Genomic DNA, 14,821 nt, shown 5'->3' on the forward strand with positions numbered 1-14,821 from the left:
CCCACGTGGGGCCGGACGACGGCGGACCGGGGATCGCCGGGCCGCCGAGGCGGGGTCACTCCGCCGCGAAGCCCGCCAGGTAGGCCAGGTAGGCCTCCTCCTGCGCCTCCAGCGGCGGCGACGCCTCTGCGTAGACCTCGGAGAACATCCGCTCCGGGCCCGGTGTGGGCATGTCGATGCAGAACTGCCGGAACCGGGCGGCCAGCTCGTCGGCCTCGGCGGCCACCCCGTCGAAGAACTCCTGTCCGACGCCGTGCTCGCGCACGAGGTTGACCCGCACCCGCTCGATCGGGTCCTTCAGCTTCCACAGCTCCAGCTCGTCGGCCAGCCGGTAGCGGGTGGGGTCGTCGGAGGTGGTGTGGGCGTCCATCCGGTAGGTGAACGCCTCGATCAGCACCGGACCGTTGCCGGTGCGGCACTCCTCGAGCGCCCACCGGGTGACGGCGAGGCAGGCCAGCACGTCGTTGCCGTCGACGCGGATGCCGGGGAAGCCGTAGCCCTGCGCGCGCCGGTACAGCGGCACTCGGGTCTGCCGCTCCAGGGGCTCGGAGATCGCCCACTGGTTGTTCTGGCAGTAGAAGACGACCGGGGCGTCGTAGACCGCGGCCCACACGAACCCCTCGTGGACGTCGCCCTGGCTGGTCGCGCCGTCGCCGAAGAAGCAGATCGTGGCCTCGGCGTCGGGGCCGTCCCCGACCTTCGACTCGAACTTCTGCCCCATCGCGTACCCGGTCGCGTTGAGGCACTGGTTGCCGATGACGATCGTGTAGAGGTGGAAGCGGCGGGCGATCGGGTCCCACGATCCGTGGTCGGTGCCGCGGAAGATGCCGAGCAGCTCGGTGGGGTCGATGCCGCGGCACCAGGCGACGCCGTGCTCGCGGTACGACGGGAACGCCATGTCCTGCGGTTTCATCGCCCGGCCTGCGCCGATCTGCGCGGCCTCCTGGCCGAGCAGCGGTACCCAGATGCCGAGCTGGCCCTGCCGCTGCAGCGCGTTGGCCTCGCGGTCGAACCGGCGAACCAGCACCATGTCGCGGTAGAGGCCCTGCAGCGCGTCGACGTCGACGTCGGCGGCCCAGGCGTCGAACCGGGGATCCGCGACGCGCTCACCTTCCGGGGTGAGCAGCTGCACCAGATCGGGGCCGCCTTCGACGGTGGCCTTCAGCCCAGCGACCACCTGCTCGCGGCTGGGCCTGCGGAGTCCCGGATCTGCGGTGGCCGGGGTCCAGTCCTGCGGATCGGACACGACTCTTCCTCCTCGTGCGCGGGGCCCACGGCCGTTCGTGGCGGCCGGGGACGGCGTGCCGCCGGCGCTCCCCGATCGGGTGTGACCGGGGGAACACCGGCACTCGTCGTCATAGTGGCACGAGCAGGCGGCCGGCGGCGGAAGCGCGCAACCAGCGAGCCGGTCGGTGCGCTCGGTCAGGACTGCGGGGGAGGCGTCGAGCCGGTGGGCTGTCCGGTCGGGCTCGGCGAGGTCCGGCCGTTGGCGGCGGGGCCTGCCGGCGGGGTCGTCGGGATGCCGGCGACGCCCTTCACCTTGCTCGTGATGTCGCTGATCTTCGCCGAGTACTTGCCCTTGGTCTGCTTGTCGATGAACGCGGCAGCCTGGTCCAGGTACTTGCCGGCCTGCTCGGGGTTGCTGCGTGCGTAACGCCGTGCTGCCTCGGCCGCCGTCACCAGCACGGCCAGGTTCCTCAGTTTCGGCATGTCGAGCCCTCCGGTCGATTCAGGAGTCGTCCTACCCCACCTTGCCGCAGAGCGAAACCTCGCGGCGGGTGTTCACCCTCCGTGATGTCATCCAACGGTGACCGAGACCCGGTGTCGGCGAGCCGCAAGTTTTGGCAGAGTGCCTGGATCGCAGATCTGGAGGTCGTCACGTGTCCGTCACCCTTCGTTCTCTCCCGGCTGCGCTCACGGCGGCAGCGCTGGCCCTCGTCCTCACCGCGTGCGGCGACGGCAGCGGAGGCGGTGGTGGGACGGCGCCGGCCGGTGACGGCGCAGCTCCCACGACGGCGGCCGTTCCGGCCGTGCAGAAGGACGACGCGCTCGCCGCGCTGGTGCCGCAGGACATCGCCGCGGACGGCAAGCTGACCTTCGGCACCGACGCCTCGTACGCGCCGAACGAGTTCACCGACACCGACGGCACGACGATCATCGGGATGGACATCGACCTCGGCCGGGCCATCGCGCAGAAGCTCGGCCTGGAGGCCACGTTCGAGAACGCTTCCTTCGACGGCCTCATCCCGGGCGTCACGTCGAAGAGGTACGAGATCTCGATGTCGTCGTTCACGATCAACGACGAGCGCACGCAGGCCGTCACCATGATCAGCTACTACTCCGCGGGCACGAGCGTCGCGGTCAAGAAGGGCAACCCGGAGAACATCTCCCCCGACGACTTGTGCGGCAAGAACGTGGGCGTGCAGAAGGGCACCGTCCAGATCGACGACATCGCCGCCCGCAACCAGGCGTGCGCCGCCGCCGGCAAGCCGGCGATCAACTCCACGGAGCTGCAGGCCCAGACCGACGTCACCCTGGCGCTCGCGGCCGGTCGCGTCTCCGCGATGCTCGCCGACTCCCCGGTCGCCGCGTACGCGGTGAAGACCACCAACGGCCAGCTCGAGGTCCTCGGCCAGCCCTACGACACGGCGCCGTACGGGATCGTCATCGCCAAGAACCAGCCCGACTACGCCAAGGCCATCCAGGGCGCGGTGACGGCGCTGATGGCCGACGGCACGTACCAGGCGATCCTCGACAAGTGGGGCGTCGCCGACGGTGCGGTGACCTCCTCCGAGATCTCGGGCTGAGCCGTGTCCGACGCACCGGTCCTCACCAAGCGGGAGCGACCGGAGCCGATCAAGGCGGTTCCGGTCCGCCACCCCGGTCGCTGGCTCGCCGTGGCGATCCTCGCCGTGCTGGCGGCGATGTTCGTCAACTCGCTGTTCACGAACCCGAACTACGGCTGGCCGGTCGTCGCGCAGTACTTCTTCTCGGCACCGATCCTCAACGGGCTGAAGAACACGCTGATCCTGACCGTGCTGTCGATGATCATCGGGATCATCGGCGGCATAGCGCTCGCGGTGATGCGGCTATCGCCCAACCCGGTGCTGTCCAGCGTGTCGTGGACGTTCACCTGGTTCTTCCGCGGCACACCGCTGATCGCTCAGCTGATCTTCTGGTTCTACCTCGCGGCGCTGTACCCCACGCTGGGGCTGGGCATCCCGTTCGGTCCGACGTTCGTATCGATCGACGTCAACTCGGCGATGACGCCGTTCGTGGCCTGCCTGCTCGGACTGGGGCTGAACGAGGCGGCGTACATGTCCGAGATCGTGCGCGCCGGCCTGCAGTCGGTCGACCACGGCCAGCACGAGGCGGCGAGCGCGCTCGGCCTGTCCCGCTTCCAGACGCTGCGGCGCATCATCCTGCCCCAGGCGATGCGAGTGATCATCCCGCCGACGGGCAACGAGACGATCTCGATGCTGAAGAACACCTCGCTCGTCGTGGCGATCGGCTACTTCGAGCTGCTGACGTCGGCGCAGCGGATCTACTCGAACAACTTCCAGACGATCCCGCTGCTGATCGTCGCCGCGTTGTGGTACCTGATCCTGACGTCGGTCCTGTCGATCGGGCAGTACTACGTCGAGCGGCACTACGGCCGCAGCACCCGGCGCAACACGGGCAACCGGCTCTTCGGATTCCAGCGGGCAGGTGGAGCGACTCGATGACCACACCGATGGTGGAGGCCATCCAGATCCACAAGAGCTTCGGGCACGTCGAGGTGCTGCGCGGCGTGGATCTGGTCGTGCAGCCGGGCGAGGTGGCCTGCGTGATCGGACCGTCGGGCTCGGGCAAGTCGACGTTCCTGCGCTGCATCAACCACCTCGAGACCATCGACGCCGGCACGATGCGCGTCAACGGCAAGCTCATCGGTTACCGCGAGGCGGGCGGGAAGCTGCACGAGCTGCGGGAGAGCGAGGTGGCCGCCCAGCGCCGAGACATCGGCATGGTGTTCCAGCGGTTCAACCTCTTCCCGCACATGACGGCGCTGGAGAACGTCATGGAGGCCCCGCGGACGGTCCGGCGCCTCCCGAAGAAGCAAGCCCGCGAGCAGGCGATGGCGCTGCTGTCCCGGGTCGGGCTGGCCGATCGCTGTGACAACTACCCGTCGCAGCTGTCGGGTGGCCAGCAGCAGCGGGTCGCCATCGCGCGGGCGCTCGCCATGGAGCCGCGGCTCATGCTCTTCGACGAGCCCACCTCGGCGCTGGACCCGGAGCTGGTCGGTGAGGTACTCGACGTGATGCGGGAGCTGGCCGCCAGCGGCATGACGATGGTGGTCGTGACGCACGAGATGGGCTTCGCCCGCGAGGTCGGCGACAAGCTCGTGTTCATGGACGAGGGTGTGGTCGTCGAGGCCGGCAACCCGCGGGAGGTCCTGTCGAGCCCGCGGCACGAGCGGACCCAGGCGTTCCTGTCGAAGGTTCTCTGAGGTTCTGCCACGAACGGCGCTTTCGTGCGCGATGGTGCGCACGGAAGCGCCGTTCGTGGCGTTTCGCCGGCGCTCAGCGCGGCTGCCGCCCCAGCAGGAAGAACTCCGGGTTCGGCCGCAGCGCCGTCAGGTGCGCGAGGCGGTTGGACATCGCGAAGAACGCGGTGATGGCACCGATGTCCCAGATCTCCTCGTCCGTGAGCCCCGCGGCGCGAGCGGCGTCGAGGTCGGCGTCGGTGAGGCGGGCGGAGTCGGTCGCGATCCGCAGCGCGAGATCGACGATGGCGCGCTCGCGCGGGCTGAGCGGGGCGCCCCACGGGTTGGTGGCGACGTAGTCGGCGATCTCCGGGTCCTTCGCGCGGATCCGCAGGATCGCCCCGTGCGCGACGACGCAGTACGTGCAGTGGTTCGCCCCCGACGTGGCGACGACGATCAGCTCCCGCTCGGCCTTCGACAGGCCCTCGGACTTCTCCATGAGGGCGTCGTGGTAGTCGAGGAAGGCACGCAGCTCGTCGGGTCGACGGGCGAGCGCCCGGAAGACGTTGGGGACGAAACCGGACTTCTCCGCGATCGCGCCGATGCGCTCGCGGAGGTCCTCGGGCATGTCCTCCAGCTCGACATGACCGAAACGGCTCACTGCATGCTCACTCATGGCGGTCGACGTTAGCCGTTCCGGTAGTCACCATCGATGTCCATGGTCCTGGCAGAAGAGGTGCGCCGGCGGGTGGCGCAGTGGTGTGCTGCCCAGGTGTCCGGTGTCGAGCGACGGCACCGGCAGGTGGGCTACACCGTGCGCGGCGAAGTCGTCACGATCGCCGATCGGCGCGCGCCGCGCTATCCCGAACTGAGCACGTCGTGGACGTCGGAGCCGCTCGTCCAGCTGCGGCTCGAGGACCCGGCGGCGGGCCGCTGGGTCGCCTACCGCCCGGGTGCCGAGGAGGGCACCTGGGAGCCGGCGGGACGGTCCGGCGAGGACCCCGTCGCGCTCCTCGACGACGTCCTCGCCGCTACCCGTTAGGTCAGCTATCCAACGGCAGCGGTGCCGGAGTAGCCACCGCGCCGCTCTCCCGGGTCGAGCCGCACGATCCGGCCGCCGCGGGCCGGGGTCGGCACCGCCTCGGCGCGGCCGCGGATCACCAGCGCCGACGCCCGGTGCAGGATGCTGATCAGGCTGGGCGACGCCTCCGGCTCCTCGCCCGGCTGCAGCACGGCGATCAGCCGCGGCGCCACCGCGGCCAGCAGTAACCGCTCCACGCCCATGCCGGCGGCCCCCACCACGACGACGACGTCCGCGCTGTCCGGCGGCGGCATCTCGCCGAGCAGCTCATCGACCGTCGCGAAGGCGGCGAAGCCGAGGGATCCGGAGCGGTCCTGGGTCCGCCAGGTCTCCGCCAGCCGCGGCGCGGACCGCGCCAACTCGGAGAGCAGCTCGTTCTCCCGCGCGGCGTCCTGGGCGTCGCGCCGAGCACCCGCCAGCGCGTCGACGGCTTCGGCGTAGGCGATCTCGTCGCGGCGGCGCAGCGCGAGGATGGCGCGCTCGTGCTCGGCGGCGCGCAGCGAGTAGGGCACCAGCTCGCCGAGCTTGTCGGCCATCTCGTCCAGCTTGGCCGCCGCCTCGGCACCCGCCCCGTGCTCCGCGTACTCCAGGATCGCGTCGGCCGTGCGCGCGGCGGCGGCCACGTCGGGCACCGCGAGCGGCGAGTTCTCGCCGAGGAAAAGCACGTCGTGGCGCAGGTGCCCGACCGCGCGGGCCGCGGCGGCCACCTTCGCCAGCCCGTCGGCGAGCTCGTGCAGGTCGTCCTCGCCCATCGGCGGCGACAGCTGCAGCGCCGCGCAGCCGGCGTCGACGCGGGCGAGGCGCTGGCCCAGCTCGACGTGCTCGATCGCGCGGTTGATCTCCTCCACCGAGTTCGGGGTGCGCCCGTCGACGAGCAGCAGCCGCAGCACCGGCTGCACGTCCCGCTTGACGGAGGGCCGCAGGAAGCCGCGGGTGCGCCCGCCCGAGTTCAGGAAGTCGCGGTAGCGGTAGAGCAGCTCGAGCGCATCGGGCGGCAGCGGCCCGACGATCTCCGCCTTGGGCGCGCCCGTGGACTTCTCCAGCGCGGTGACGGCCTGCGCGGTGTCCTCGACGATCTGCTCGAACACCGGCTGCTGCTTGCCGTAGATGAGGTCGGCGAGCAGTGACCACGCCCAGGCCCAGCGCTCGCGCGGCATCAGGGCGTCGAGGCTCTCACGCACGCTGCGGGCGACGGAGACGACCGCCTCCCGCCGCTCCGGCTCCAGGTCGGACAGCAGCGCGGCGATGACGCCGTCGCGGCCGCGTCCGTTGCTGCGCCGGGCCGCGGCGCTGAGCGCGCTCACCTCGGCGATCGCCGGGAAGGCCGCGGCGGGCGGGAGCTTCTGCGCGCCCCGGGCCCGGCGGTGGGTCGTGGTCGTGGCGAGCAGCCGGCGCAGCTCGCGCATCCGGGGCGGCGCCATCGCCGGCATCCGGTCGAGTGACCGGGCAGCGGCCTCGGCGGGCAGGCCGGAGCGCACAGCGGCGAGCTCCTCGGCGCTCGGCGCGGTCACCACCACCCGGCGACCGTCGGCGACGAGGGCGCCGAGCGCGGCGGACAGCTCGGCGCCGGCGTACCCGTCGAGCACGACGAGCGCGTCGTTGCGGACCGCGTTGACGATCGAGCCGGTGTCCTCGCCGGGGTGGCGGGGCAGCGGCGTCTGCGAGCCCGCGGCCGCGGCGGCCAGGCCTTCGGCGAGCTTGCGCAGCCCGGGCGGCGGGAAGCCGGCCGCGATGGCGGTACGGATCGCTGTCCGTGCCTTGCCTGTGGCCGCGTCCGATCCGGCAGCGGCGATCCGGTCGACGAAGACGGCGAGATCGGCGTCCTCGCCGTCGCGCGTTGCCGACGGTCCGACATCCAGCACCACGTCACCTCCGCGAGCTGCCGCATGGGCCGCGACAGTCACTCTTCGTATCGCCGCTGCCTACGAGATGTTGCACGCCGTGCGATCGGCCCGGCAATCAGCGCGCGCCGAGATGGTCACACTGTGCGGTGCCTGGTCGCCCGCCCGAGTGGTGATCATCGCCGGTGAGTGAACCGACGGATGTGGCTGCACGTGCAGCGACGCTCGGTCATCGCCGCGACGAGCGGTAGTGGTGATCCGACGAACGGTAGTCGTCGTGACGACGAGGTGCGGACTCCTGGTAGCGAGTCGTCGGATCGACCGTGACGCCGGTCGTATCCACGACGATCGCTCGACCGAGTGCATCATCACTCGTCCGGGTGGCTTTGGCGCGCCTGCCGTCCGGTGCACCGAGGCGGCCCTGATCAGCACTTTCGGTGCACGCCCGGTGACGCACCGCACCGTTCGCGCAGTGCGCGGGACCGACGCGCGACGCGCGCGGCCGGACGCACGACTCGCCGGTCTCCAGACACGGCACATCCCGCCGTGCTCGGCGCACGACGGGATGTGCTGGCGCGTCGTGGGTCAGAGGCCGAGGCGCTGCTTGAGGGCCTCCAGCTCGTCCCGCATCGACGTCGGCAGGCTGTCGCCCACCTTCGCGAACCACTCCTCGATCAGCGGGATCTCCGCCTTCCACTCCTCCACGTCGACGGTGAGCGCCGCGGCCACGTCGGCCGGGTCGACGTCGAGGCCCTCGAGGTCGAGCTGGTCCGGGGTGGGCACGAAGCCGATCGGGGTTTCCTGCGCTGCGGCCTTGCCCTCGATCCGCTCGATGGCCCACTTGAGCACGCGGCTGTTCTCGCCGTAGCCCGGCCACAGGAACCGGCCGTCCTCACCGCGGCGGAACCAGTTCACGTAGAAGATCTTCGGCAGCTTGCTGGCGTCGGCGCTCTTGCCGAGGTTGACCCAGTGGGCGAAGTAGTCGCCCACGTTGTAGCCGAGGAACGGCAGCATCGCCATCGGGTCGCGGCGCACCTGGCCCACGGCGCCCTTGGCGGCGGCGGTCGTCTCGCTGGACATCGTGGCGCCCATGAACGTGCCGTGCTGCCAGTCGCGCGCCTCGGTGACCAGCGGGACCGTGGTCTTGCGGCGGCCGCCGAAGAAGATCGCCGAGATCGGCACGCCCTGCGGGTCCTCCCACTCCGGCGCCACGACCGGGCACTGCCCGATCGGCACGGTGTAGCGGGAGTTCGGGTGCGCGGCCTGCTTGCCGCTGTCCGGGGTCCAGTCCTCGCCGAGCCAGGACGTCAGGTGCTGCGGGTCGCCCTCGAGGCCCTCCCACCAGACGTCGCCGTCGTCGGTCAGCGCGACGTTCGTGAAGAGCGCGTTGCCCTTCTCGATCGTGCGCATCGCGTTCGGGTTGGTCTTCCAGTTGGTGCCCGGCGCGACGCCGAAGAAGCCGTACTCGGGGTTGACGGCGTAGAGCCGGCCGTCCGGGCCGAAACGCATCCATGCGATGTCGTCGCCGATGGTCTCGGCGCGCCAACCCGGAATGGTCGGCTGAAGCATCGCGAGGTTCGTCTTGCCGCACGCGGACGGGAATGCGGCGGCGATGTAGTACGCCTTGTTCTCGGGGCTGATCAGCTTGAGGATCAGCATGTGCTCGGCGAGCCAGCCCTCGTCGTGCGCGATCGCCGACGCGATGCGCAGCGCGTAGCACTTCTTGCCGAGCAGCGCGTTGCCGCCGTAGCCCGAGCCGTAGCTCCAGATCTCGCGGGTCTCGGGGAAGTGGGAGATGTACTTGGTCTCGTTGCAGGGCCACGGCACGTCGGCCTGGCCCTCCTCCAGCGGGGCACCCACGGAGTGCAGCGCCTTGACGAACCGCTCGCCGACCTTGTCGAGCAGCGGGAGCACCTTGGCGCCCATGCGGGTCATGATCCGCATCGAGCACACCACGTACTCGGAGTCGGTGATCTCGACGCCGAGCATCGGCGGCTCCGCGTCGAGCGGGCCCATGCAGAAGGGGACGACGTACATCGTGCGGCCGCGCATGCAGCCGCGGTAGAGCTCCGTCATCGTCGCCTTCATCTCGGCCGGGTCGACCCAGTTGTTGGTCGGGCCGGCGCCGCGCTGCTCCTTGGTGCAGATGAAGGTGCGCTCCTCCACGCGGGCCACGTCGTCGGGGTCGGAGGCGGCCCAGAAGGAGTTGGGTTTCTTCTCAGGGTTGAGGCGCTTGAACGTGCCGGCCTCGACGAGGGCCGACGTCAGGCGATCCCACTCCTCGTCGGAGCCGTCGGCCCACACCACGCGGTCGGGCCGGGTCAGCTCTGCGATCTCGCGCACCCATGACAGGAGGCTCGTGTTCTCGGTCGGCGCTTGGTCGATCCCTGGCACGGCCACAGACGTCATGTCACCCTCGCTCGTTGTTCGGCCCAAGTCTCCCTCTCCTCCACAAATACCCGCTGGACCCGAAGCGCGAACGGCCCCGGGCCTGGAATCACGGAGGGATGGCATGGACGGTACCGGCGGCCTCGGAATCCCCCCAACCGCCAGCGGTGTCGGCTGACTCACAAGACCGATCAGGTAATCGATTCAGAAGCGGCCGTCCGGCATTAACGAGTGGCCTTTCCCGCGACGGTGTCGATCACAGTGAGTCCCAGGTCACCACGGTCGTGCAATGCTGGAGTGGCCGGAATCACCGCACCACCGACGGTGAGTGTGCCCCGAAGATCACATCTGCCCTCGTAGACGTCGCTGCGAAGATCACACATCGAAGATCACGAAGAGACGATCACGCCGCCGAGGGCACCCGCCATCGCGAGCGCCGCGATCGGGATGCCGACCAGCGCCGCGGCCCGCCGGCCGCGCCGCGTGCCGGAGGCGGCGAAGGCGAACAGCGGCGCCAGCGCGAGCACCGCGATCCCGAGCAGCGGTACCGCGAGCGCGGTCCACACCCCCACCGGGCCCGCGCGGACCGTGCGCCCGTCGGCCGGGTCCAGCTGCGCGGGCCATCGCTCACCCGCCGTCGACTCCGGCGGGGCCACGACCGGCACCGCAGAGCCCCCGGCGTCCGCGGTGAACGTGCCCCGGCAGTCGTAGCGGCCGCGGCCCAGAGCCGTGCACTCCTCGACCACGACGGTGCCGGGCACACCACTGGCCCCGGTCGCCAGCCGCAGCCCGGGGATCCCGCTGACCAGCGCCACCACGCCCAGCACGATCCACAGCAGCACCAGCAGCGCGCGGCCCGGTCTTCCGGGCGGGCGGGTCGACGCGACGGGCACTGCGTCAGCATGCCGGTACCGGTGTCAGAGCGTGACGCCGGTGACCTCGAACGCCGTCGTGGCCAGCCCGGCGCCCTTCGACCACGGCTCGAACCCGGCCTGCACGCACGCCAACGACCAGTCCGGCTCCAGCGCGTCCCGCGCTATCGCGTCGGCCATGAAGTCGTGCAGCGGCAGGTCGACGACCCGGCGGAGGCCATCCACGGCGACGTACGAGATGACCTGGACCCCGCCGTTGCTGCCGGTCCACACCGCCCAGTCGATCCCGCCGATGGTGGCCGTCGCGGTCGGCTCCCCGATCGGCGCGACGTCCTCGTGGTCCAGCCAGATCATCAGCTCGGTGCCGTCCTCGCCGGTGGTGCTGGCGGTCGGGCTGAACCACAGGTCGTAGGCGGCGTTCCAGCGCACCTGGTCGTCGGGGATCCGCACCGCCCAGGACGAGGTGACTTCGCCCAGCTCGGCCACCGGCTTCGGCAGCGCCGTCCGGTCCGTGCAGGTGCCGTGCCAGCAGCCCGACCAGATCGACGGGTACGCCGCCACCCCGCCGTTGTCGTCGTGGTCGGCGTCGAGCACCTCGAAGCCGGTGTCGAAGATCCGCACGCACTGGGGCTCGTCGGAGCCCCACACGTTGTTCTGCACCTCGTAGTCCCCGCTGGGAGTCGGTGCGGACTCGGTCTTGCCGCAGACGACGGTGCCGCCCTCGGGCAGTGCGGCGTCCGGGCGGGGCCGGGGGCCGCAGTCGGCCGGGACCGGCGTGTCGGGAGCGACGCCGAGCGCCCGCAGCTGCTCGCGGATGCCGGCGGCCTGCGGATCGGCCGTGGACTCGACGGAGCGGGCGAGCCTGATCGCGGCCGGAAGCCAGCCGCAGCGATCGGGCGCGGCGAACGCCGGGGTCGGCAGGAACACCGCCATCTCGACCAGGACCGCGACCAGGACCGCAGCCGTCGCCAGCATCCGCATCACGCTGCCGCCCCCGGTCGCACGACGACCGGCAGCAGGCCTCGCTCGCCCGGCCGCAGCGCCCTGATCCGCACCGGCTGCCCGGATTGCGGCGCCTCCAGGATCTGCCCGTCGCCCAGGTAGAGCGCGACGTGGTGGATCGTGGCCGGGTTCGTCGGGTCACCGGCCCAGAACACCAGGTCGCCGGGTCGGGCTCCGTCCCGCGGGAGCGTCTGTCCGACCGTGAACTGCTGCCGCGAGGTGCGCGGCAGGGTGATCCCGGCGGCGGCGAACGCGCGCTGCATCAGCCCGGAGCAGTCGAACGCCGCGGGTCCGGTGGCGCCCCACCGGTACGGCTTGCCCAGCTGCTGGCGCGCCCACGCGATCGCCCGCTCGCCCGCGCCCGGCTCCGGGGCGGCGCATCCGGCGACGTCGGCCACCTGGCCCAGCGCGCTCACCAGCGCCGCTGCGTTCCCCTCCCACTTCGCGTACGCCGAGGGGAACGCCGAGCGCTGCACGCGCTGCGCGGCCACCGTGACCGGCAGTGCCTCCCAGCCGTCGACGCGCAGCAGAGCCTCGTAGAACTTCCGCGCCGCGTACTCGGGATCGCGCACCTGCGCCGGCGTACCCCAGCCCATCGACGGGCGTTGCTGGAACAAGCCGAGCGAGTCGCGGTCGCCGTGATCGAGGTTGCGCAGCGTCGACTCCTGCAGCGCGGTCGCCAGCGCCACCGTCCGACCGCGGGCCGGCACCCCCATCGCGCGGCCCACGTCGACGATCGTGCGGGCGTTGACCAGCTGCTCGGCGGAGAGGCGGCCGATCGCCGTGGTCGCGGCGGCCGCCAGCGCCGGGTCGCAGGTCACCGCGGTCCGCTGCGGCGCGGCCCCGGTGAGCATCAGCGCGGCGATCCCGAACACCGACGCCACCGCGAGCGCGGCCACCGCGAGGCCGGCCCGCAGCAACCCGCGGGGCGGCGGTGGGGGCGACGGCGCGACCAGCAGATGTGCGGTGGTCACGAGGCACCTGCGGGGTCCGCCCCGGCAACCAGCCAGGTTCCGCCCACGTCCGCCAGCTGGACGCGGACGGCGCCGCGATCGGTGGGCGCGTCGACGTCCGCGCTGCCGTTCGCCCCGGACACCGGGACGGCGGGGCCGGTGACCCCGCGGGGCGCCGCCCGCTCGTCGGCCTCGGTCGCCAGCAGGCTCAGGAACTCGGCGGTCGTGAGCGGCCGCAGACCGGCGAGCCACCAGTCGCGGTCCCGCGGTCCGACGACCGCCCGCGCCCACCCCTCGGCGGTGGTCAGCGCGGCGGACGGCACGGGCACCACCGGCGGATCCGGCCGCGCCGGCGCAGGCACGACGGGAACGGCCGGTGCGGGCTCAGGGGAGAGGGCGCCGGCCGACCAGGAGCCCGCCACGACCACCGCGAGCACGGCCGTTCCCGTGGCCGCCGCGCGGAGCGGGGAGCGCGGCACCCGGCTGCGGCGGTTCGAGCTGGTCACCGGGGAGCCTCCTCGGGGGATCGGGGATCCGGGGAACGGGGCGGGGAGCGCTCCGGGCGCTGCTGCGCACCGGCGGACCGGGTCCGTCGGGCACCGGGGCGGCCCGCGTGACCGGCAGCGGGCGGGGCAGCAGCAGCGCGCCGATCGCGGCGAGCCGGCGCCCCGGGCGCACGATCGTCCAGAACAGGGCTGACACGATCGCGGTGATCACGGTGCCGAGCGCGGGAGCCACGCCGGAGTCCGGCCGCAGGAGCGTCACCACCAGCCACGCGTGCGCCGCCGCCAGCACCGCGGCCAGGAGCGCGTTGACGAGCACCCCGCCGAACAGCCGGAACAGACCGATCAGCACCTCGGGGCGCAGGATCGCCACGACGACGACGAGCGGCGCGAACAGCACCAGGAGCCGCAGCACGATCATCGCCACGACCACGACGAGCTTCGCCGCCGCCGGGAACGCCGCCAGCGCGAGAGCCTGCAGCAGCGCGCTGCCGCCCGCACCGACCCGGCTGCCGGCGACGCCCTGGAACTGCGGCAGCCGGTCCCCCATCCGCTCCACCAGCTCGGTGAACCGCTGCTTCTTCTGCGCTGCCGCATCTGCGGTGTCAGCGCCAGCGGCGATCTCGGCACGGGTGAACGCCTGCGCGCGCAGCAGGTCCCGGCCCAGCTCCCGGGCCTGCGGTGCGTCCGCGGAGCCGAACTGCCCGCGCAGCCAGTTCGCGTAGACGATCTCCCTGGTCAGCGTCTCCGGCAGTGCGTCGGGGGCCCCGGCGCCGAGCTCGCCGAGAAGACCCTGCTGCAGCTGTGTGATCCCGTCGAACAGCACCGCGTCGGAGGCCTTGAGCAGCGACACCGGCGCGGCGTAGACGAGGCCGCCGATGGCGAGCGCAGCGACCGCGGTGAGTACGCGCTGGGCCTGGCGGGCGAGGTCGCCGCGCGCAGCCGGCCAGAGCAGGCCGACCGCGAGGAGGAGCACCGCGACCCCGGCCCAGGTGGTGAACACGACTCGGTGCACCGCGCCTGCCCCGGTGCGCAGCAGCGCGTCGAGGCCGTCGAGCCGGTCGGCGGCGCCGAGCTGGTCGTGCAGCCCGTTCGCCGCAGCGACCAGCACCTTCGCCGCGTTGAACAGTGTGTTGCCGACCCATGTGTCGGTGGTCGCGGTGGTGGCGTCGGGGCGGTGGCACACGTCGTAGGCGTGCCAGGTCGTGCCCGCGTAGCCGATCTCGCCGTACACGGTGGCCGGATCACCGGCGCCCGTGGTCGGATCGAGCAGTCCGACCAGCCCGCTGCCCGGCCGGTCCGGCTCGGGCGGCACGGCGCACCCGCCGGGCGGCTGCGCGAACGCCGGGTCCCCGATCAGCGACAACCCAGCGACCAGCGCGAGGACGGCGACCCACCTCACGGGAGGTCCCGGGAGACCTGCGGGGTGCGCGTACCGGGCCAGGTCGGCAGTTCGTGCACGGTCTCCGCCTCGGTCGTGGCCGGGGTCGTGTCCAGCGCCGCCCGCAGGTGCGTGAGGTGCGGTGCGGAGAGGTCGACGCGGATCGTCTCCACCCCGCCGTGGCCGTCGGCGAACACGAACTCGCGGTCGCGGCCGTCCGGGGAGAGCGTGCCGAGCATCTGTTCGTAGCCCACCCCGGTGGGCACCTTGAGCAGGCGCAGGGCGTCGGCCTGGGCCTCGGCGTCGTCGGTGCGGCCGACGAACACGGCGTTCACCAG

At 72.2% G+C, this 14,821-nt stretch carries 14 protein-coding genes and 1 pseudogene; 4 read left to right on the top strand and 11 right to left on the bottom strand.

The window, feature by feature from the left end; translation table 11 throughout:
• Positions 1-55 precede the first annotated feature (55 nt).
• Positions 56-1,246: a pyruvate dehydrogenase (acetyl-transferring) E1 component subunit alpha gene (gene pdhA, locus BUE41_RS27955; protein ID WP_073460342.1), complete on the bottom strand. Its 1,191-nt coding sequence runs from the start codon at positions 1,244-1,246 to the stop codon at positions 56-58.
• Between the two features lie 176 nt (positions 1,247-1,422).
• Positions 1,423-1,710, bottom strand: coding sequence for an antitoxin (locus tag BUE41_RS27960; RefSeq protein WP_073460343.1), 288 nt, complete (start codon positions 1,708-1,710; stop codon positions 1,423-1,425).
• Between the two features lie 170 nt (positions 1,711-1,880).
• Between BUE41_RS27960 and BUE41_RS27965 the strand changes: the two genes are divergently transcribed.
• The 3 genes from BUE41_RS27965 to BUE41_RS27975 are packed head-to-tail and all read left to right on the top strand — an operon-like array spanning position 1,881 to position 4,486.
• On the top strand, positions 1,881-2,807 hold the full coding sequence (locus BUE41_RS27965) for an ABC transporter substrate-binding protein (protein WP_073460344.1): 927 nt from the start codon (positions 1,881-1,883) through the stop codon (positions 2,805-2,807).
• A 3-nt stretch (positions 2,808-2,810) separates the two neighbouring features.
• Positions 2,811-3,725 (top strand): amino acid ABC transporter permease, encoded by a 915-nt coding sequence (locus tag BUE41_RS27970; RefSeq protein WP_073460345.1) that lies wholly within the window; start codon positions 2,811-2,813, stop codon positions 3,723-3,725.
• A complete protein-coding gene (locus BUE41_RS27975) occupies positions 3,722-4,486 on the top strand; it encodes an amino acid ABC transporter ATP-binding protein (protein ID WP_281689949.1) in 765 nt (254 codons plus the stop codon). The genes BUE41_RS27970 and BUE41_RS27975 overlap by 4 nt, the downstream gene beginning before the upstream one ends.
• Positions 4,487-4,559: 73 nt before the next feature.
• Here BUE41_RS27975 and BUE41_RS27980 read toward each other — a convergent pair whose 3' ends face one another.
• Complete coding sequence (locus BUE41_RS27980) at positions 4,560-5,138, bottom strand: peroxidase-related enzyme (RefSeq protein ID WP_073460346.1); 579 nt, start codon at positions 5,136-5,138, stop codon at positions 4,560-4,562.
• Positions 5,139-5,180: 42 nt separating this feature from the next.
• Between BUE41_RS27980 and BUE41_RS27985 the strand changes: the two genes are divergently transcribed.
• Positions 5,181-5,504: a DUF3024 domain-containing protein gene (locus BUE41_RS27985; RefSeq protein WP_073460347.1), complete on the top strand. Its 324-nt coding sequence runs from the start codon at positions 5,181-5,183 to the stop codon at positions 5,502-5,504.
• 5 nt (positions 5,505-5,509) lie between these two features.
• Here the strand turns inward: BUE41_RS27985 and BUE41_RS27990 are convergent, their stop codons facing one another.
• The 8 genes and pseudogenes from BUE41_RS27990 to BUE41_RS28025 form a co-directional block, all read right to left on the bottom strand.
• Positions 5,510-7,408 (bottom strand): hypothetical protein, encoded by a 1,899-nt coding sequence (locus BUE41_RS27990; RefSeq protein WP_073460348.1) that lies wholly within the window; start codon positions 7,406-7,408, stop codon positions 5,510-5,512.
• Between the two features lie 561 nt (positions 7,409-7,969).
• A complete protein-coding gene (locus BUE41_RS27995; protein ID WP_073460349.1) occupies positions 7,970-9,793 on the bottom strand; it encodes a phosphoenolpyruvate carboxykinase (GTP) in 1,824 nt (607 codons plus the stop codon).
• Between the two features lie 368 nt (positions 9,794-10,161).
• Positions 10,162-10,665, bottom strand: a complete 504-nt coding sequence (locus BUE41_RS28000; protein WP_073460350.1) for a hypothetical protein — start codon at positions 10,663-10,665, stop codon at positions 10,162-10,164.
• Positions 10,666-10,689: 24 nt separating this feature from the next.
• Entirely contained in the window at positions 10,690-11,619 is a 930-nt protein-coding gene (locus tag BUE41_RS28005) for a GH12 family glycosyl hydrolase domain-containing protein (RefSeq protein ID WP_143172415.1), read from the bottom strand.
• Positions 11,620-11,624: 5 nt separating this feature from the next.
• Positions 11,625-12,563 carry a C40 family peptidase gene (locus BUE41_RS28010; protein ID WP_073460361.1) on the bottom strand — a complete coding sequence of 313 codons (939 nt, stop codon included), beginning with the start codon at positions 12,561-12,563 and terminating at the stop codon, positions 11,625-11,627.
• A 53-nt stretch (positions 12,564-12,616) separates the two neighbouring features.
• Positions 12,617-12,961, bottom strand: coding sequence for a hypothetical protein (locus BUE41_RS30955; RefSeq protein WP_159444979.1), 345 nt, complete (start codon positions 12,959-12,961; stop codon positions 12,617-12,619).
• Between the two features lie 22 nt (positions 12,962-12,983).
• The gene (locus BUE41_RS28020; RefSeq protein ID WP_073460353.1) at positions 12,984-14,504 is read right to left on the bottom strand and encodes a hypothetical protein; all 1,521 of its coding nucleotides are present in this window, start codon (positions 14,502-14,504) and stop codon (positions 12,984-12,986) included.
• Positions 14,501-14,821 (bottom strand): annotated as a pseudogene (locus tag BUE41_RS28025) (ATP-binding protein); the annotation flags it as partial. The gene BUE41_RS28020 and the pseudogene BUE41_RS28025, both read right to left, overlap by 4 nt.

Source organism: Pseudonocardia thermophila (assembly GCF_900142365.1).
In the GTDB taxonomy this organism is placed as follows: domain Bacteria; phylum Actinomycetota; class Actinomycetes; order Mycobacteriales; family Pseudonocardiaceae; genus Pseudonocardia; species Pseudonocardia thermophila.

Coding starts and splice junctions, on each gene's coding strand:
- BUE41_RS27995 (WP_073460349.1), bottom strand. CDS start 9,793: ATGACGTCTGTGGCCGTGCCAGGGATCGACCAAGCGCCGACCGAGAAC.
- BUE41_RS28005 (WP_143172415.1), bottom strand. CDS start 11,619: ATGCTGGCGACGGCTGCGGTCCTGGTCGCGGTCCTGGTCGAGATGGCG.
- BUE41_RS27960 (WP_073460343.1), bottom strand. CDS start 1,710: ATGCCGAAACTGAGGAACCTGGCCGTGCTGGTGACGGCGGCCGAGGCA.
- BUE41_RS27975 (WP_281689949.1), top strand. CDS start 3,722: ATGACCACACCGATGGTGGAGGCCATCCAGATCCACAAGAGCTTCGGG.
- BUE41_RS27980 (WP_073460346.1), bottom strand. CDS start 5,138: ATGAGTGAGCATGCAGTGAGCCGTTTCGGTCATGTCGAGCTGGAGGAC.
- BUE41_RS27985 (WP_073460347.1), top strand. CDS start 5,181: ATGGTCCTGGCAGAAGAGGTGCGCCGGCGGGTGGCGCAGTGGTGTGCT.